Origin of the sequence: Roseburia sp. AM51-8 (assembly GCF_003478275.1) — a bacterium.
Classification (GTDB): Bacteria; Bacillota; Clostridia; order Lachnospirales; family Lachnospiraceae; genus Pararoseburia; species Pararoseburia lenta.
Genome location: NZ_QUEY01000001.1, coordinates 681,342 through 700,426, shown reverse-complemented (window position 1 = coordinate 700,426; position 19,085 = coordinate 681,342). Strand labels below are relative to the sequence as shown.

Annotated in this window: 19 protein-coding genes, 1 tRNA gene and 1 rRNA gene; all 21 read left to right on the top strand. The window is 44.8% G+C overall.

Translation table 11 applies throughout. The features are described from left to right. A 23S ribosomal RNA gene (locus tag DW996_RS03545) occupies nt 1-109 on the top strand; the annotation flags it as partial. Nucleotides 110-274: 165 nt separating this feature from the next. Continuing rightward, a tRNA-Trp gene (locus DW996_RS03540) sits at nt 275-345 on the top strand. Nucleotides 346-438: 93 nt separating this feature from the next. After that, the gene (locus DW996_RS03535) at nt 439-1,011 is read left to right on the top strand and encodes a rhomboid family intramembrane serine protease (protein ID WP_118281347.1); all 573 of its coding nucleotides are present in this window, start codon (nt 439-441) and stop codon (nt 1,009-1,011) included. 146 nt (nt 1,012-1,157) lie between these two features. Then, on the top strand, nt 1,158-1,556 hold the full coding sequence (locus DW996_RS03530) for a hypothetical protein (RefSeq protein WP_118281346.1): 399 nt from the start codon (nt 1,158-1,160) through the stop codon (nt 1,554-1,556). A gap of 12 nt (nt 1,557-1,568) precedes the next feature. Next, complete coding sequence (locus DW996_RS03525; protein WP_118534865.1) at nt 1,569-1,880, top strand: hypothetical protein; 312 nt, start codon at nt 1,569-1,571, stop codon at nt 1,878-1,880. 140 nt (nt 1,881-2,020) lie between these two features. Then, nucleotides 2,021-2,926 (top strand): LysR family transcriptional regulator, encoded by a 906-nt coding sequence (locus DW996_RS03520; RefSeq protein ID WP_158575176.1) that lies wholly within the window; start codon nt 2,021-2,023, stop codon nt 2,924-2,926. Nucleotides 2,927-3,064: 138 nt separating this feature from the next. After that, nucleotides 3,065-4,009: a nickel ABC transporter permease gene (gene nikB / locus DW996_RS03515; RefSeq protein WP_243098648.1), complete on the top strand. Its 945-nt coding sequence runs from the start codon at nt 3,065-3,067 to the stop codon at nt 4,007-4,009. Beyond that, a complete protein-coding gene (nikC, locus tag DW996_RS03510; RefSeq protein WP_118534863.1) occupies nt 4,006-4,842 on the top strand; it encodes a nickel transporter permease in 837 nt (278 codons plus the stop codon). The genes nikB and nikC overlap by 4 nt, the downstream gene beginning before the upstream one ends. Next, nucleotides 4,842-5,621: an ABC transporter ATP-binding protein gene (locus tag DW996_RS03505; protein WP_199642615.1), complete on the top strand. Its 780-nt coding sequence runs from the start codon at nt 4,842-4,844 to the stop codon at nt 5,619-5,621. The genes nikC and DW996_RS03505 overlap by 1 nt, the downstream gene beginning before the upstream one ends. Before the next feature lie 3 nt (nt 5,622-5,624). Continuing rightward, on the top strand, nt 5,625-6,383 hold the full coding sequence (locus DW996_RS03500) for an ABC transporter ATP-binding protein (protein ID WP_118281341.1): 759 nt from the start codon (nt 5,625-5,627) through the stop codon (nt 6,381-6,383). A 46-nt stretch (nt 6,384-6,429) separates the two neighbouring features. Beyond that, complete coding sequence (locus DW996_RS03495; RefSeq protein ID WP_118281340.1) at nt 6,430-7,983, top strand: ABC transporter substrate-binding protein; 1,554 nt, start codon at nt 6,430-6,432, stop codon at nt 7,981-7,983. 108 nt (nt 7,984-8,091) lie between these two features. Continuing rightward, entirely contained in the window at nt 8,092-9,525 is a 1,434-nt protein-coding gene (locus DW996_RS03490) for an ATP-binding protein (protein WP_118281339.1), read from the top strand. Between the two features lie 14 nt (nt 9,526-9,539). Continuing rightward, a complete protein-coding gene (locus DW996_RS03485; RefSeq protein ID WP_243069532.1) occupies nt 9,540-10,601 on the top strand; it encodes a response regulator in 1,062 nt (353 codons plus the stop codon). A gap of 35 nt (nt 10,602-10,636) precedes the next feature. Further along, nucleotides 10,637-11,446 carry a CheR family methyltransferase gene (locus DW996_RS03480; RefSeq protein ID WP_118534862.1) on the top strand — a complete coding sequence of 270 codons (810 nt, stop codon included), beginning with the start codon at nt 10,637-10,639 and terminating at the stop codon, nt 11,444-11,446. Nucleotides 11,447-11,457: 11 nt separating this feature from the next. Then, nucleotides 11,458-12,489 (top strand): protein-glutamate methylesterase/protein-glutamine glutaminase, encoded by a 1,032-nt coding sequence (locus DW996_RS03475; protein WP_118281337.1) that lies wholly within the window; start codon nt 11,458-11,460, stop codon nt 12,487-12,489. Nucleotides 12,490-12,507: 18 nt separating this feature from the next. Continuing rightward, nucleotides 12,508-12,900, top strand: a complete 393-nt coding sequence (locus tag DW996_RS03470) for a response regulator (RefSeq protein WP_118281336.1) — start codon at nt 12,508-12,510, stop codon at nt 12,898-12,900. 13 nt (nt 12,901-12,913) lie between these two features. Next, nucleotides 12,914-15,064, top strand: a complete 2,151-nt coding sequence (locus DW996_RS03465; protein WP_118534861.1) for a chemotaxis protein CheA — start codon at nt 12,914-12,916, stop codon at nt 15,062-15,064. Nucleotides 15,065-15,080: 16 nt separating this feature from the next. Then, complete coding sequence (locus DW996_RS03460; protein ID WP_118534860.1) at nt 15,081-15,584, top strand: chemotaxis protein CheW; 504 nt, start codon at nt 15,081-15,083, stop codon at nt 15,582-15,584. 1 nt (nt 15,585) lies between these two features. Continuing rightward, nucleotides 15,586-16,929: a methyl-accepting chemotaxis protein gene (locus DW996_RS03455; protein WP_118534859.1), complete on the top strand. Its 1,344-nt coding sequence runs from the start codon at nt 15,586-15,588 to the stop codon at nt 16,927-16,929. Between the two features lies 1 nt (nt 16,930). Then, nucleotides 16,931-18,265: an Hpt domain-containing protein gene (locus DW996_RS03450; protein ID WP_118534858.1), complete on the top strand. Its 1,335-nt coding sequence runs from the start codon at nt 16,931-16,933 to the stop codon at nt 18,263-18,265. Nucleotides 18,266-18,278: 13 nt separating this feature from the next. Next, nucleotides 18,279-19,007 (top strand): hypothetical protein, encoded by a 729-nt coding sequence (locus tag DW996_RS03445; protein WP_118534857.1) that lies wholly within the window; start codon nt 18,279-18,281, stop codon nt 19,005-19,007. Nucleotides 19,008-19,085: the final 78 nt, after the last annotated feature.

The window sequence follows — 19,085 nt, the reverse complement described above, 5'->3', positions numbered from 1 at the left end:
TCCTATAAGGAGATAAGATCCCTTGAAGACTACAAGGTAGATAGGACAGAGGTGGAAGTGTAGTAATACATGTAGCTGACTGTTACTAATAGATCGAAGGCTTAACCAAAAGTCTAGAGCACTTAATGAATGCGAAGCATGAATTTAGTGAATCGAACTTCCTTAGAAAGCGAATTGGTTTTACAAGGAAATCTGTATGAAATTTTGAAGGTGTTATAAAAATTTATATTTGCATTACATCCTATAATCTAGTATTATAGGTTTTGTGATATATAGGGGATTAGTTCATCGGTAGAATAAGAGTCTCCAAAACTCCAGAGCCGGGTTCGATTCCTGGATCCCCTGTCTTAGTAAAGCCTTGAGATATTGTGTTGCAATGTTTCAAGGCTTTTTGTTATGGCAATAGGAAAATTATAGTGAAAAAAGGAGAGAAATTCTATGAAAAACAGTAAGAGAGGTATTCGCATTGTTTTTAATTCACCGGTCATTTTAGGATTTGTATTGATCTGTTTTCTGGTAACACTCCTAAATGAACACACCGGCGGACGGAGCAATCAACTTCTATTTGTAACCTATCATTCTTCTTTCAAGGATCCATTGACTTATGTTAGATTTTTTACCCATGTCTTTGGACATTCCGGCTGGGATCATTTTCTGGGAAATATGACCTATATCCTTTTACTGGGACCGATGCTGGAGGAGAAATATTCATCTAAGAATATTTTAAAAGTGTTCCTGATTACAGCACTTGTGACAGCCCTTATCAATTACATTTTTTTCCCTGGTGTTGGTTTGTGCGGAGCCAGTGGTATTGCCTTTGCTTTTATCGTAATGACCTCCTTTACCGGATTCCGCAGCGGAGACATTCCGCTTACTTTTCTGCTGGTTGCTGCAGTCTTTATCGGACAGCAGGTTTATGAGGGAATTACCCTGCAGGATAATATTTCTCATATGGCACATATTGTGGGCGGAATCATTGGTGCAATCGTTGGATTCAAATGGAATAAATAACAAAATGTTATAGAAGATACGGAATACCAGTATATTTTGCCTGTGATACATAACAGAATGGAATGACTACGAAATTGAAAAATTTGTCATATCGTTTATAATTTATTTATACGCATTATGAAATGCACATAAAGGAGGAGAATGAGATGGCATGTTTTTTAGTTCCAACAACAGAGGCAATTGTTACGACAATTGTTGAAAAAAATGTTGAGGCACATGAAAAAAAAGAAGAAGATAAGGGACAAACACTTCAGAAACAGGGTAAGGTAACATTTTCAAGAAAATTAAAATGGTTAAACACGATGTTATGGGGCGGTGCGGCTTTATTAGCGTTTGAACATGTATGGCATGGAGAGGTAGTTCCGTTCTTTCCATTTTTGACAGCGGCTTCCAATCCATCCGATGCGGCAGAAATGCTTCATGAGATGAGTACGACAGGTGTACTTATGGCGGTATTAGTTACTGTAGTATGGATAGGTATGGTGGCAGTTTCTAATATTTTGGAAAAACGTGATACAGATGTCTTACTTACCAACAAAAGATAGGAGGATAGAATTATGACATTACTTGTGACTGTTTTTGCGGCAATAATTTCTACTATCCTTTGGTATCAAAAAGAAAACCGTAAGGAATTGCGTTTGGGAACATTGAGTTTAATGTACTGGGGTGCTTCTATTATGTGGTTTGTAGATGCTATCTTTGAATATGCAGAATTGCATGCAGCATACTTTACCCCGGATCCGATGGATATGCTCAACGATTTGTTCCTTGGGCTGTCTGTAGTTGCATTTGGTCTGATCATATGGTTGGTGATTTTATTGATCCAAGATCCTAAGAAGATTGTTAGAAATGCAATATTAAATCAGTAATTGGTAAAAAAGAAGCCTCTACTTTGAAAAGTAGAGGTTTCTTTTATGTAGATAATCTGTCAAGCATAGAAGATAACTGGACGGGATAGATTTTTGACGTTATAATAAAATCGAATACTTAAAGAGGAGATATGTTATCTATGCTGGAAGTGAAGGAGTTACAATATTTTGTGATCTGTGCAGATGTGAGATCTTTTAGCAAGGCCGCCAGGGTGCTTTATACGACCCAGCCCAATGTCAGCAAGGTGATCAAGAGTCTGGAAAGCAAACTGGGATTTCCTGTATTTCGCAGAGACAATAGAGGAATAACGCTTACCAATAAGGGGAGAAGAGCCTACGAATATGCAGTAAAAATCCTAGAGCAGGAAAAACATTTGGCAGAAATTTATCAGTTAGATGACAGGGAAGAGGTAAATATGTCCAGCAACCCGAGTTCGTGGATTGCGGAAACCTTTACTTCTTTTTATCAACAATTTGGCAAAAAACAGGTCCGCTACCAACTGATAGAAGCGAATCTGAATCATATTCTGGAGCGTGTGTCTAGTGGCGAGGATGATATTGGCTTCATTTTCTTTATGGAATCGCAGAGAGAACATCTGGATTACAAGTTACAAAGGGCACAATTAGAATTCCATGAATTGAAAAAAAGCGAGGCTGTTCTGTATTATGGACAAAATCCGGCTCCGGAAAAGGGCACTGACATCAAAGAGTATATGGCAGATAAACGGTTGGTACAGGCCTATGAGGATGAATTTGCACTGAATCATTACTGGGAAATGGTGAAAGGTCAGGAAGAAGATTTGTTTTCCGACAAAATTGGTGTGATCACCAATAGTGATTACGTCATGAATATGTTACTCAAAAATACAAATCTCTGTAATGTGAGCAGTAATCATCTGGAGAAGCGTTCTATGTTTCAGGGAAGCATACTCTATCATGGGGAAAAATGTGTTTCCTTTGGCTATGTAAAACGCAGTGGCGAGGACATTGTACCACTGGCACAGGAATTTCTTTCTTATATGGAAAAACGATTAAATCTGCCGTAAAAAATGACATATGCTATAACAAAATGGAATGCATAATGAGGCAATTCTCGTCATGCATTCCAATTTTTTTGTTATAATGTTAAACAGTGTTTGCAGTGTCCGAAAAGGACATGAGTGCCAAGAAAGAGGATAGTAGCAGTGAAATATGTTTGCAGACGTTTGTTACAACTGATTCCCATTTTATTAGGTATTACCTTTTTATCATTTGCAATGATGCATGTTGCCGGATCAGATGTGGTCACGCAATTATATACAAATCGAGGTGTCGAAGTTTCACAGGAAATCATAGATGCCAAAAGAGCGGAGTTAGGCTTGGATAAGCCTTTTTTGACGCAGTATTTTACATGGCTGCAGGGTATGCTCACCGGCGATATGGGCATATCCTATGTGACCGGAAGAAATGTTTTAGACACATTTATGGAAAAACTACCGGCCACCTTATTATTGACGGTTTTATCCATATTGCTTACGGTACTGATTTCTATCCCGCTGGGGATTCTGGCTGCCATAAAGCAGGGAAAGTGGATGGATCATCTGCTTCGGATAAGCAGTTTTATCGGCAACGCCATGCCGAATTTCTTCGTTGCTATCCTGCTGATGGAATTGCTCAGCATCAAGTTGGGCTGGCTGCCGGTGATTGCCAGCGATGTGTCGTTCCAAAGTGCGATTATGCCGACCTTGACACTTGCTATTTCTATGTCGGCAAAATATATGCGGCAGGTGCGGGCGACTGTTCTGGAGGAATTGAACAAAGATTATGTCATAGGACTTAAGGCAAGAGGCGTGCGGAGCAGGGACATCCTGTGGAAAAATGTCATGAAGTCAGCCATGGTTACGATACTGACACTACTTGCCTTGTCTATTGGCAGTCTCTTAGGAGGAACTGCGATTATTGAGAGCATTTTTATGTGGGATGGTGTTGGTAAGTTGGCAGTGGATTCTATTAACATGAGAGATTATCCTATGATATTGGCTTATGTGGTTTGGATGGCGATCATTTATGTGCTGGTCAATCTTGTTACGGATCTTTTATACCGTGTGCTGGATCCAAGAATACGATTGGGGGAGAAGGCAAAGCAATGAAAAAAAGCAGGAAACAAAGAAATATCGTTAAATTCCGTCTCGTAGTATTTGCATCCATGGCAGGACTTTTGATCCTTTTTTCTCTGTTCAGTGATAAGTTATGTCCGATGGATCCCTATCTACAGGATTTAAGTAATGCGAAAGCGGCACCCTCTTTTGTACACCCATTGGGAACCGATCGGTATGGACGCGATATGTTATCTCGCATCATTGTAGGAAGTAAGACCAGTATTTTCTCAACGTTACTTTTGGTAACTTTTATTAGCGTGTTTGGGAGCATGATCGGTTTGATCTGTGGTTGGTTTGAAAACACGATCGATGTCATTCTTATGCGTATTGCCGATATGTTTCTGGCCTTTCCGGGACTGGTTTTTGCCCTTGCAGTCGCAGCGGTTTTAGGCGGAGGTCTGCAAAATGCCATCATAGCACTGGCTGCGATCTCCTGGCCAAAATACGCACGTCTGGCGCGCAGCCAGACCTTGACACAAAAAAAGGCAACTTATATCAAGGCTGCCCGGTTAGCGGGAGATAGTGATTGGAAACTGATCGTAAGACACATTCTTCCCAATATTATGGGACCGATCTTGGTAACTGCCGTGCTGGATATCGGGACCATGATGATGGAACTGGCGGGGCTGTCTTTTCTAGGTTTGGGTGCAAAGCCTCCGATCGCGGAATGGGGCAGTATGATGAGCGAGACCAGAAATCTTTTGACGACACAGCCATGGGTCACGCTATCGCCGGGAATCGCTATTTTTATCTCGGTTGTTATCTTCAATCTGTTTGGTGAAGCAGTGCGTGATTGGTTGGATCCGAAGAATGGGAGGTCATGATGGCGGAATTATTAAGATATGACCATATAAATATCCGATATGGGCAATCTCTGGTCATAGAGGATGTGGATTTTAACTTGGCGAGCGGTGAGATCTTGGGAATCGTGGGGGAGAGCGGTTCCGGAAAATCCACACTTTTAAAGGCAGGTATGGGACTTTTGGGAAAAGAAGGGCAACTCTGCCGGGGAAAGATCTTGTATGATGGGAAAGATCTGGGGCAATGCAGTGAAAGAGAAATGCAAAAGATCCGTGGAAGGGAACTGGGCATGGTCTTTCAGATGGCAGGAAGCAGTTTTTGCCCGATTCGCACCTTAGGCGTGCAAATGCAGGAAGCCGTCAGGGCGCACAAAAGGATCAGCAAGGCAGAATTTATGGATGAGGCTTTAGACCTTCTGAATAAATTTGGATTTGACAAGCCAGATCGAATCCTAGAGTCCTATCCTTTTGAATTATCCGGCGGTATGCAACAGCGCGTAGGAATTGTTGCTGCCATGCTTTTGCATCCGCGCGTTTTGCTGGCAGATGAACCGACCTCTGCACTGGATGTATCGGTGCAAAAGCAGGTGGTAGAGCAGTTTCTGATGATCCGGGAAAAGTTTGGTACATCTATTTTGCTGGTATCCCACAATATCGGTGTGATCCGTGCCATGGCAGATGAGATTTTGGTCTTACATCAGGGAAAGACAGTGGATTATGGTAAGAAAGACGATATTCTGGCACAGCCGACATCGGAATATACTGAAAAATTATTGGAGGCAGCGCCGAGGTTTAGGAGATAGCATATGCGGACATTGTTGCGGGTAGAACATTTGACAAAAGATTTCTCAACGCATGGAGGAGAAACATACAGGGCAGTAGATGATGTGTCGTTTTCGCTAGGGTTTCATGAAAAAATGGCAGTGATTGGAGAAAGCGGCAGTGGAAAGACAACACTTGCCCGCATGATCACACGGCTGACGGAGGCGACAAGCGGTCAGATCTTTCTGGAAGAAGAAAATATTACGCGGGCAAAAGGACACAATTTAAGAAATATCTATCAGAAAATGCAGATGGTCTTTCAGATGCCGGTAGATTCTTTTGATTCCCGGCGACGGCTGGGCGACGGTATCGCGGAAAGCCTGATCAACCGGGGGATGAAAAAAGCAGAAGCATGGGAAGAAGCAGAACGCTTACTGGGGGAATGTGGACTAGGCAAAGAATTTTTGACCCGGTATCCGCATGAGGTGAGTGGTGGGCAGTGCCAGAGGGCAGCAATTGCGCGGGCACTGGCGATCCAACCTAAATTATTGATCTTGGACGAGGCGACCTCCGCACTTGATATGACCGTGCAAAAAGAGATCATAGGCTTACTGGATAGTTTACAGGAAGATAGAGATATGTCTTATCTTTTTATCTGCCATGACCTTGCGCTCGTGCAGGCGTTTTGTGATCGCATGATCGTGATGCAAAAAGGAAAGATCGTGGAAGAGGGTACAACAGACCAGGTCATCCGGCATCCAAAACATGCTTATACAAAAATGCTGATGGATAGTGTTTTATAGTAGGAAAATAAAAATTATATATAGAGTTAAGAAAGGATAAGGGAGTATGCAAAAGAAAAAGATGATGGCAGTGCTAATTGGCATCTGTCTGGCACTTGGGACTTTAAGTGGTTGTGGAAAGACGCAAAAAGAGGCAAGTGATGGGAAAAAGACGTTGGTCATAGGGGATGTCAGTTTTAACAGTGCCAATGAGGAGGCAGACATCAATCCGCATAATACTTATGCGGGCTGGGCTTGTATCCGTTATGGTATCGGGGAGACTCTGGTCAAGTATTCCGACGATATGGAGATTGAGCCATGGCTGGCAAAGGCATGGGAAAATGTCGATCCACTGACCTGGAAGATCACTTTACAGGACAATGTAAAATTTTCCAGCGGAAGGGATATGGATGCGGAGGCAGTCAAGGAGTGTCTGGAACACTTGCTTGCTGTGCATGATCGTGCGGCAGCAGATACCAAGATCGCCTCTATGGAAGCAGACGGTCAGGTCTTGACGATCAAGACATCCGAGCCTAAACCGGCACTTCTCAATTACCTGGGAGATCCTTATGCTTGTATTATAGATGTTAAAGCAGGATTTGATAATGGCATTGTTTCGGGAACAGGACCTTACATTGCGGTCGATCTAAAGACGGATGATTATTTAAAACTGGTAAAGAATGACAATTATTGGAATGGAGATCCAAAGATCGATGAGATCACGATCAAATCCATTACCGATGGCAATACCCTGGCAAAGGCTTTACAGGCAGATGAGGTACAGGCGGCTTACGGTATGGCATATGAGTCTTATCCTTTATTTGAAGGAGATGATTACCAGTTTTCACAGATCTCGACTTCACGCTGTTTTTTTGCCAAGATGAATTTTGATGAAAATTCGGTGTGTGCAGATCCTGCGGTCAGAAAGGCGATCGCTATGGGAATTGACAAAGAGAGTTTTGTAGATACGCTTTTAGAAGGCAACGGCTATGTGGCAAATGGTGTTTTCCCGGATCAGACTGCATTTGGCGGAGATAAGGTAACGACCGAATCCTATGATCCCAAGGGGGCAAAGAAGGTCTTGGAAGATGCCGGCTGGGTCGATACGGATGGCGATGGCATCCGGGAAAAAGATGGTAAGAAACTGGTCGTTAAATGGCTGACGTATCCGACGCGCCAGGAACTGCCACTTTTGGCGGAAGCCGCACAGGCAAGCCTGAAGGAGATCGGTATCGAGGTGGATATCAACAATACGCTGGATGTCAATGAGGTGGTTCAGGATGCATCCGCCTGGGATGTGTATGCCATGGCAAATGTGCAGGCACCGACCGGGGATCCGGAATACTGGTTCCGCGTGTTTGCACTTAGCGATTCCGCGAAAAACCAGGGCAAGTATTCCAATGCGCAGTTGGATGCACTGGATGAGCAGTTGAGTCAGGAATTTGATACGGCAAAACGTGCAGACCTTGCAGTGCAGATGCAACAGATCCTTTTGGATGACAATGCCTTTGTCTTTTGTTCCTTCCTCAAGATGAGCATGATCTCAAGATCCAATGTATCCAATTATACCTCGCACGCCTGTGATTACTACCAGATCACCGCAGATCTGGATATCGAATAGTGTCAATTTTGTGAAAAGAATGTGTTTTTGCACATTCTTTTTTCTTGCACTTTAGCAGACACTTCTTTACAATAAAATGTGGGTTTTTCTAAATGGAGGACACGTTAGATGGAACAAAAGGAAATCATTGCAAAATCCATAGATCAGATCTGTGATATGATCCTTGCCTGTGATCAGACCGGCAGGATCATTTATATGAATGAGACAGCACAGAAACAACTGGAATATCCTGTGAGTGATCCTTCCATTTCTATTTTTGATATATTTCCCGGCATTTTTACTGAGGCAAAAGATCTGGCAGAGACCAGACAAAAGGCTGAGGTTGATCGTTTGCCGGTGGATATCTATCGATACAACCGGACCTGTTTTCCGGTGTGGATGCGCCTTTTAGATACTGGGAATGCAGATTATATCTGCATTGCACACGACCGGACAAAGGAGATCTATCTGACGCGTAAGGTCGACCAGGTCGGAGAAGAAGCCAAGGCGGCAGCCAAAGTCAAATCAGAATTTGTGGCAAATATCACACATGAATTGCGGACTCCGGTCAATGGGATCTTGGGCAATATCATGTCCTTACGGGAGATCGAAGAAGATTCCAAAAAATTGCAGATCATATCTTTAGTGGAACGCGGTTGTGCTGATATGAATGCTATTATCAATAATATCCTGGATTTTTCCAAGTTGGAAGCAGGCAAGTTTACATTAGAGCAGCGGGAGTTTGATTTCCGCTCTATGATGGAATATGTCAAGGCGAACCATAAGAATAAGATCGCAGAAAAAGGTTTGCAGTTTAGCATGAGTATCTCCCCGGAGATACCGGAACATATCATTGGAGATGAACTCCGTATTGTGCAGGTACTAAACAATCTCTTGTCCAATGCCTGCAAGTTTACATCGGTAGGACGTATTGCCGTGGAGGTCGTCAAGACTTCCCAGATCCACAATCGTATGGAACTCTTCTTTCTGGTCATCGATACCGGTATTGGTATCAGCAAAGAAGATCAGGACAAACTTTTTCAAAGTTTTTCCCAGGTGGATGCTTCTATATCCAGACGCTATGGCGGTACGGGATTAGGGCTGAATATCTGTAAGCAGTTAGTAGAACTGATGGATGGCTCGATCCATGTGGAGAGTACGCAGGGACAAGGTTCCATGTTCTCCTTTCAGATCTGGGTCGAGACACCACAGAGTGAGTTGCAGACCAGCCGGAGCCTGCAGGATCCAACGACTAAGTATGTTTCCTCTATCCATAGTCTTGCGGAGTTTACAGCGGAAAACGGTATGGATCATGTAAGGAAATATGGCACCCAGGAAAATAGAGAAGAATTAAAACGAGATTTAAATAAACTTATATTATCCGTGGAAATGGATAATTGGGTCAAGGCGGAAGAATTTGCAGCCACGGTGCGGGAATTGACCATGGATGCACCACAGGAAGTCAAAAGCGGTGTGCTCCGCCTTAAGATGGCAGTCCAGAAACAAAATTACGATACCGTCAACACCTATTATCAGGCGTTGAAAGAGATCTTGAAGAACTAGGGAGGCAGGAGATTATGGATCAGATTACGACACCTAAGATACTGGTGGTAGATGATGTAGAAGCAAATCGCTTTGCCTTGCGTGATATCATCCGGCAGGCGGGCTACACCCCGGTCCTGACGGAAAGCGGTATGCAGGCAATCAAGGTTTTGGAAAGAACGCAGATCGATCTTGTTATCTTAGATATTGCCATGCCGGAAATGGATGGCTTTGAAGTATGCCGGCAGATCAAGGAGAATGTGAGGACGAGAGAGATCCCGATTATCTTTACGTCCGCTCTGGACAATCCACAGGATATCAAACAGGGCTTTGCCTGCGGGGGAGCAGACTACATCACAAAACCTTTTGTACCGGATATTGTTAAAGCAAGAATTAACATCCATCTTAAATTATATGAGACGACACGCCAGTTACAGGATATGAACCACAAGTTGCAGTTATCTGTGATCGAACAACTGCGGCGTGTGGAAAATGAAAAAAGAAATGTTCTCTACGCCCTGCTGCGGGTTGCCAGAGAAAATGCTGCCTATGATGTGGCGCATATGGAACGCATCAGTAAGAATTGCCGTGTCCTGGCAGAAACCTTGCAACTGACCAAGGAATATGCAGACCTGATCCCGGATGCATATGTGGATACCATAGAACTGGCTGCCCCGGTGTGTGACATCGGAAACGTGGCAGTCCCGACAGAGATCTTACAAAAGACCGATCGCCTGACACCGGAGGAGAGCCGCATCATGCAGCGTCATACCGAAGTCGGGGAGCGTATCCTGCAGGGGATCGATGACGAGGAGCAGGGAAATGATTTTATACAGATGTCGCGGGATATCGTAAAGTATCACCATGAGAGTTGGGATGGCAGCGGCTATCCTACCGGGATTGCGGGAGAGGAGATCCCTTTGTCGGCACAGATCGTAAATATCGTTACCGCCTACTGTGCGCTGACAGAAGATAGGTCATACCGTAGTGCTTTTTCCAAGGAGAAAGCCGTGGAGATTTTAGGAGAAGAAGCAGGTGTCAAGTTTAATCCGGCACTTTACGATGTGCTTTATATGATAAAACGACAGTTGGTATAGGGGAGAATACAAAAGAGAATGAGGACTATAGTACAATGAAGATGACAGAAGCAGAATTCCAACGTATCTACCGATACGTGAAGTTACATTATGGAATTGATATGTCAAAAAAGAAAGAGATCATGACCGGGCGTCTGGAAAACTATGTGGTCGTACATGGCTACGCTTCCTATGATGCCTTTATGAATGCCTTGGAGACAGATCCGACCGGTCATATGGAAAAGCGCCTGATTGGCATGCTTACGACCAATCATACATTTTTTATGCGGGAGTTTGAACACATGGAATATCTATCCCGCGTGGTCTTGCCGGAACTTTCCAAAAAAGAGGCAAAGACAAAAGATCTGGGAATCTGGTGTGCGGCGGCATCCAGTGGAGAAGAACCCTATATGTTAGTTATGCTGATCAAGGATTATTTCGGTCTGGATCATGCAAATTGGGATACAACGATCCTGGCAACGGATGTATCCGCTGAAATCCTGGAGCAGGCGACGCGGGGGATCTATACGGCAGATGCGATCGCACCCATGCCGGCGCAATGGAAACGGCGCTATTTTAAGGCATGTCCGGATGGCTTGCATTATCAGGTGACGGACGAGATCAAAAAGGAGATCCTTTTTAGGCGTTTTAACCTGATGAGTCCCTTTTTATTCAAGCATAAATTTCACATTGTCTTTTTACGCAATGTGATGATCTATTTTGATAACAAAACAAAGCAGGAACTGATCCGCAAGGTCTATCAGTGTATGGAACCGGGTGGATACTTATTTATAGGAAGGACGGAAACGATAGATCGTTCGGTAGCACCATTTCAAATGATACAGCCATCGATTTTTCGCAAATAGGAGGTGGCTTGATGCTTAGAAAGATTAGAGTGTTAGTTGTGGAGGATTCCCTGGTATTCCGGGAACTCCTGGTACAAAATTTGAATAAAGACGAAGGAATCGAAGTCGTGGCTGCGGCAAGGGATCCTTTTGAAGCGAGGGACATGATCCTCAAATATCAGCCGGATGTCATGACCCTGGATATTGAAATGCCGCGTATGGATGGCATAGAGTTCTTACAGAAACTTATGCCCCAGTATCCTATGCCGGTTGTTATGATAAGTTCGCTGAGTGACCGTGTCTTTGATGCCATGAACGCCGGAGCGGTTGACTTTGTTGCAAAGCCGACATCCACAGAACGAAGAGCAATCGAAGAATTTATCCGCACGGAGTTGCCGGTCAAGATCAAGATCGCGTCCATTGCAAAGATCCATCGCAGACGGACGCATGCGGAAGTTGTAAATGCCCTGCATATTCAAAAGCCGACCGGAAAATGCGACCTGATCGCTATCGGGGCATCGACCGGTGGCACGGAGGCGACCATCGATGTCTTGCAGGGATTACATAAAGATGTGCCGGGAATCGTTGTGGTACAGCATATGCCGGCAGGCTTCACGGAACTGTATGCCAGCCGCCTGAACGAGCGGTGTGAATTGGAAGTGCGTGAGGCAAAGAGTGGAGATATTGTCAGACCGGGGCTGGTACTTTTGGCACCGGGTGGTGATCAACATATGGAGTTGATAAGACAGGACAATATGTATAAAATAGTACTCAAAAAGGCACCAAAGGTAAACGGTCACTGCCCGTCGGTAGATGTTTTGTTTTCTTCGGTAGCTAAGCATGCCAAGGAAAATGCCATGGGGGTGATCCTGACCGGCATGGGAGGCGATGGTGCCAAGGGGCTTTTGGAGATGCGCAAAAACGGATCCCATACGATCGGCCAGGACGAGACGACCTGTATCGTCTACGGTATGCCCAAGGTCGCTTATGAGATCGGGGCAGTGGAATATCAGGAAAAATTACCGGATATTGCAAAAAGAATTTATAATGTTTTAAACAAATAAGGGATAAGGAGAGGGAATATGAGGATTTTACTGGCAGAAGACGATTTTGTAACGCGTAAGTTTATGATGAATTTTTTGTCATCTTATGGAGAATGTGATGCGGCTGTCGATGGGATGGAGGCAGTGGATGCCTATCTCATGGCATTGGAGGACGGAGAGCCATACGATCTGGCATGTCTGGATATCATGATGCCGGTGATGGACGGCTATCAGGTCTTGCGTAGCATCCGTGATCTGGAGGCTGATCACGGCATACCGGAGGAAGAACAGGTCAAGGTCATCATGACAACGGCGCTCAACGATGAAGAAAATGTAAAGATGGCATTTGATCTGGGATGCAGTGTGTATTCCGGAAAGCCGATCAACAAAGAAAAATTCGATCAGGCATTAAAGAAATTAGGCTTGATATAGAAAGGAGTCTTTCATGGCAGACGATTTTAATACTGGCGATATGCTCAGTGTTTATCTATTTGAAAACCAGCAGCTTCTGGAAAATCTGCAGAATATCGTAATGGAACAAAAAGATGCGGATGGCTTTGACGAAGATAGTATCAATGAGATCTTTCGTACCATGCACACGATCAAAGGATCTTCCGGTATTATGATGTTTGATGAGATCACAAAAGTATCTCATAAGTTGGAAGATGTCTTTTATTTTATCCGTGAGTCCCATCCGACCACAGTACCACATGTAGAACTGGTGGAACATGTGCTGGATGTCTCTGATTTTATCATGGCGGAGATGGACAAGTTATCGGATGGCGGTGATGCCGATGGCGACGCGACAGAACTGGTCGCAAGTCTGGATGCTTTTTTGCAAAAGATCAAGGGGGAGAATGGAGCCAAAGAAGCGGATACCAAACCGGTACAAAAGGAAGAAACACCAAAGCAGTTCTATATTGCGCCGGAAACCGGTGGCAACAGTCACTTTTTCCGTATCTATCTGACTTATAATCCTGAGATCCAGATGGCAAGTATGCATGCCTACAAGACGGTATTTGCCTTAAAGAAGATCGCCAAGGACATTTTATACTCGCCGGAGGATATCCTGACAAACGAGGCGACATCCGATGAGATTGTTAAAGATGGATTTAATATCCTGATCAAAACAGATGCGACCGAGGAGGATATCCGCGAGATCGTACAGCCGGGCTATGATCTGACTAAAGTTGAGGTCTATGAATGTACGGCACAGGAATTTCAACTAGGATTCGAGGCAGAGGAGGCACAGATTCTGATCGATCTGGATTCCTCCGTGGAGGAGATCGAAAAGCGGGCGGATGCCAAAGAGGGGCAGACAGATACTGCACCGAAAAAGAAGATCGCACCTGGTGATTTCGTCATTGCTTCCAAGGAACCGGGCAAGGGCAAGAACCTGGCAAAAGAGCGTCCGGCGAAAAAGGATAAGGCTTCCTTTATCAGTGTCGACATTGCCAAGATGGATCAACTCATGGATCTGATCGGTGAACTGGTCATTTCCCAGTCGGTCGTCTTACAAAACCCGGATTTGAAAGTGCCGGGACTGAATTTAGACAATTTCAACAAGGCAGCCGGGCAGATGAAAAAGATCTCGACCGATCTGCAAAATGTGATCATGAGCATGCGTATGGTGCCGCTGACCAATACCTTCCAGAAGATGAACCGTATCGTCTTTGAGATGTCACGGAAACTTGGCAAGGATGTAACTTTTGAAATGATCGGCGATACGACAGAAGTAGATAAGAACATCATCGAACATATTTCGGACCCGCTCATGCATCTGGTGCGCAATTCCATGGATCATGGTATCGAGACCAATGAGGAGCGATTGGCGAGCGGCAAGCAGGAAAAAGCCAAGGTCACACTTTCCGCCAAGACAGAATCCGGCAAGGTATGGATCTCTGTTGCGGATAACGGAAAAGGCTTAGACCGCGGGCAGATCATGGCAAAAGCCAGACAGCAGGGACTCTTGGAACCGGGCAGACCGGAGTCCTCTTATACAGATAAAGAGGTATATCAGTTCATTACCCTGCCGGGCTTTTCGACTAACAAGAAAGTGACGGAGTTCTCCGGCAGAGGCGTAGGTATGGATGTCGTTGTTTCCAACCTGCAAAAGATCGGAGGTACGTTAGAGATCGACAGCGTACCCGGTCAGGGAAGTACAATGAATTTAAAGATCCCATTGACACTTGCCATTATTGATGGCATTGTTATGGATGTAGGGGATTCTTCTTTCGTCATGGAGACAGGAGCCGTAAGGGAATTCGTCCATGTCACGGAGGATATGCTTATCCATGAGCCGGATGGCAGAGAGTCGGTCATGATTCGTGGGGCTTGCTACCCGGTCATCCGTCTGGGTGATTTTTATGAGTTACATGACTATGAGACCAAGATTGAAAATGGTATGATGGTTCTAGTAGAAATAGAAAAAAATGTAGTCTGTCTATTTGTAGACCGTTTGGTCGGCAAACAGGAGATCGTCGTCAAACCGATACCGAAGTACATAAAAAAGGTCAAAGGTTTGTCGGGATGCACACAACTGGGAGATGGAAGCATCGCATTGATATTGGATGCCGCCGGTCTGATGGAATACTAGGAAAGGACGAAAGAAGATGAGTGAGTTTGACACACAAAAAGACAAATATGTGACTTTCCAGTCGGGGAGTGAATATTTTGGACTTAAGATCGAATATGTCAATGAGATTATTGTTTTTCAAGAGATAACAGAGATTCCGGAAAGCCCGGAATATGTCAAGGGATTGATCAATCTGCGCGGCAAGATCATACCGGTCGTGGATGTCCGCCTGCGTTTTCATCAGGAACCGATTCCTTATACGGACAGGACCTGTATCATCGTGATCCGTTATGAGCAGATGGTCGTAGGTTTGATCGTTGAAAAAATCGCCGAGGTCGTAGAGATACCGGCAGAAAACATTTTACCTTCCCCTTCGATTGGCAAAAATGATAATGCCAAAAGCCGATTCGTATCCGGTATAGGTAAAGTTGGAAATGATGTCAAGTTGTTGTTAGATCCTGCCAAGTTACTTGGGGATGAAGAAGCCGCACTGGTAGGACATTTAAATAATGAAGATGAGAGTGAAGAAGGAGAAGAGTAACATGAAAGAGAAAAAAGCAATCAAGGTACACACATTATTGATCTTTGCGTTTATCGTGCCGGAGATCCTTTTGATCATTACGCAGATCTTTTCGTATAAGTCTGTGGCTAAGGCACAGCATGGTATGATGTCACCGAAATACTTACAGTCATACAATCTGTTTTTGTTTGTGGAATTGGTGATCTGCATTGCATTGATCACGACGGTCTGCATTACGATTTCCAGAAGCATCCGCACTTCATTGGCAAGCCTGAATGCGGCTGCAAGAGAGATTGCTAAGGGAAATGTGGATGTAGAATTAAAGAAAAAACGTAATGATGAGTTCGGCGAACTGGTAGATTCTTTCCAGATGGTCGTAGACAATATCCGTTATGAGTCACAGGTGGCAGGTCAGGTGGCAGAGGGTAATCTGATGATCGATGTCAAGCCATCTTCGGATAATGATGCACTGGGTGCAGCACTCAAGAACATGGTGGAGAAGAACCAGACAACCCTGTCTCATATTACCGATGCAGCCATGCAGGTATCGACCAGTTCTTCTGAGGTGGCAAATGCATCTGAGGCATTGGCACAGGGATCTACCGAGCAGGCAAGTGCGATCGAGGAGATCACAGCCTCTATCAGTGATGTAGCCGGCAAGACCAAGGAAAACGCCCAAGAAGCATCCAACGCAGCAGAGTTGGTAGAACATGCTTTAGATAACGTACATAGAGGCAATGACCAGATGAGCGAGATGATGAACGCTATGCGTGATATCAACGATTCTTCCGAGAGCATTTCAAAGATCATCAAGGTGATTGATGACATTGCATTCCAGACCAACATCCTTGCTTTAAATGCTGCAGTAGAGGCAGCAAGAGCCGGAGAAGCGGGAAAGGGATTTGCCGTTGTTGCGGAAGAAGTCAGAAACCTTGCAGCAAAGAGTGCTACCGCAGCATCCGAGACCGCAGAACTGATCGAAGATTCCATCCACAAAGTCAATGCAGGTTCCAAGATCGCATCCGAGACAGCCAATGCTTTAGCAGAGATCACAAGCGCCGTAGAGGAGAGCGAAGGCATTATCCTTGGCATTTCCGAGGCATCCAATTATCAGGCAACGGCGATCGCACAGATCAATCAGGCGATCGATCAGGTATCCCAGGTCGTACAGAACAACTCTGCGACCAGCGAGGAATGTGCCGCAGCCAGCATTGAACTTTCCAACCAGGCAAACCGTATGCAGGAACTTTTATCGACCTATCATCTGGGAGATATCAGCCATCACGAGTTGCCGGAAAGATCTTTTAACGAAGATGCTGCTGAGACACCATACATTCATTTAGATGATGGATTTGGAAAATACTAAGATGGAATCCTACACAGAAAATGATCTGATCGATCATTTGATGGCGTTTTTGCACGAGACCTATGAAAAAGAACCTATGAGCATGGTCATCGACTGTGATGTCAATGTGCCCAAAAGACTGACAGGGGATCTGCAAACGACGCAGCAGGAGATTTTACAAAAGATACAAGAGGTCTTAAGTTATGGCAAGACCAGACTTTTGGTCATACGTCTGACTTATGAAAGAAGCCTTCCGACAGGTAATCTGTTAGTACTGATACAGACACATCCTGTTCGGGATCAGGGGCAGGCACCGCATGAAATGATGGGGAGAACCGAGACATTGGTTCTCCCTCAATTACTTGTAGAAGAAGGTCCGCTTGTCACCTGTAAAGAACCCTGCCAACTGATCGGTTATTATGAAAGACAACAAAATACGGATGCGGGGGAGCGACAGGCATATCTGATCACCCAGGAGCATCTGGCCAAGCAAATGGGACTGCCTTTTGTTCTCTGTGGCACCATACAGCATTTGCAGGCAGAACTGCAAAAGAAAAGAGAAGTCTGTCTTATGTTATCCATGGCGCAGTATGAGGTGCATCAGGCATACTTTTCCCATCTGCCGGAGCATGTGCGTCTGATCGTCTTTTGCCGGCAGGGACACAGGATAGAAGAACGCACGAATCAGATCGCTCTCTATGTTCCTTTTAGCAGTCTGGAACTGGCAGATGCCATTGTCAGTCCTCTGCCTGAAAAAGAGGATGTCCTGCCTACGCTGGATGCATCCGTTGGACGGCTCTATTGCGGCAATGATGAGATCTACCATAAGATCTTAAAAGACTATGCTTTGCGGGGAAAACACAACTGGGTGCGGATAGAGGAACTTTTTGCCAAGCAGGATTGGGACAATTACAGGATCGAGGTACATGGAATCAAGAGTTCCATGAAGGCGATCGGTGCTATGGAACTGTCAGAGGAGGCAAAGGCTTTGGAAGCCGCCGGAAAAGAAGGCGACATCCCTTATATCCTGTCACACCACGAAAAAATGATGCAGTTTTTTATCCGGGATATTCATAGCATACAGGCATATTTTGATATGCCGCTTTCCCCTCGAAAAGATGTGGGAGCGGAAAACGAAGAAAGTGCATCTGTCAACTTATCCGAAGCAGAGAAAAAAGAACTTCTGACGCAGTTGGAAGATGCAGCATACGGGCTGGATGGACAGGAAATGTTAAAGATACTTCAGCCACTGGAGGCGTCCGGCGGTTTTGTGGGGCTTTTACAGGAAGTAGAGCGAAAGATAGACAGCGAAGATTATTTGTCCGCCTATGATCTGGTGGAAAAGAGATTTACCTAAAAGGAGAAATGGTATGGCATACGTGATCGGTGATTTTTCATTTGAAACAGAAGAAGATGCAAGAGAGGCACAAAAGGAAGTCCAGGCGATCTCCTATATTATGAAGCAGATCGATAACGAAGATCCCAAGGCAGTATTAGCAGCCTATCAGCAGATGGTAAAAAAAGATCTCTTTCATACAAAACTCGGGCTGGGATTTTTGGAAGACATGAGAAAACAACTGCTTGCCCTTCCGGAAATTGATGCGGCAGATCTGCCGCCGGTTCCAAGCCTTCCGCCAAAGCCACAGACCGAGCGGTTACTGATCAAGGAAGAAGAAGCACCGGCACCCAAAAGGCCTGCAGAAAAGAAAGAAGGGGCAAAGCCGGCGCCTAAGCCAGGAGCAGAAGAAAAAAGAGCCGGGGGAAAGAGTGCATCCCGCCCGACCAGGCAGACAAAAGAAGAAAAAGTAGAAAAGGCTTCTCGTAAGGAAAAAAAGCAAAAAGAGAAAATAGAAGATCTGACGCCAGAAAAAATGACGGTGGCTTTGAAACGATATAAGAAATTATCCCGACTACTTCTGATCGCATGTATTACCATGCTCCTTATTATCATTGGCATGTTTGCCATCAATGCGACCAGCCAGAATCCGACGATCTTGAATTATGAAGAAAAGATCGTAGACAAGTATGCGTCATGGGAAGAAGAACTGGATGCCAGGGAACAGGAGTTAAACGAAAGAGAGCAGAAGTTGAACCAATAGGGACTTGGAGACGATAAGGTCACAATTTTGACATAATATATGTGTAGCATGAGAGAAAACAGTAGCAGAAAGGGTGTA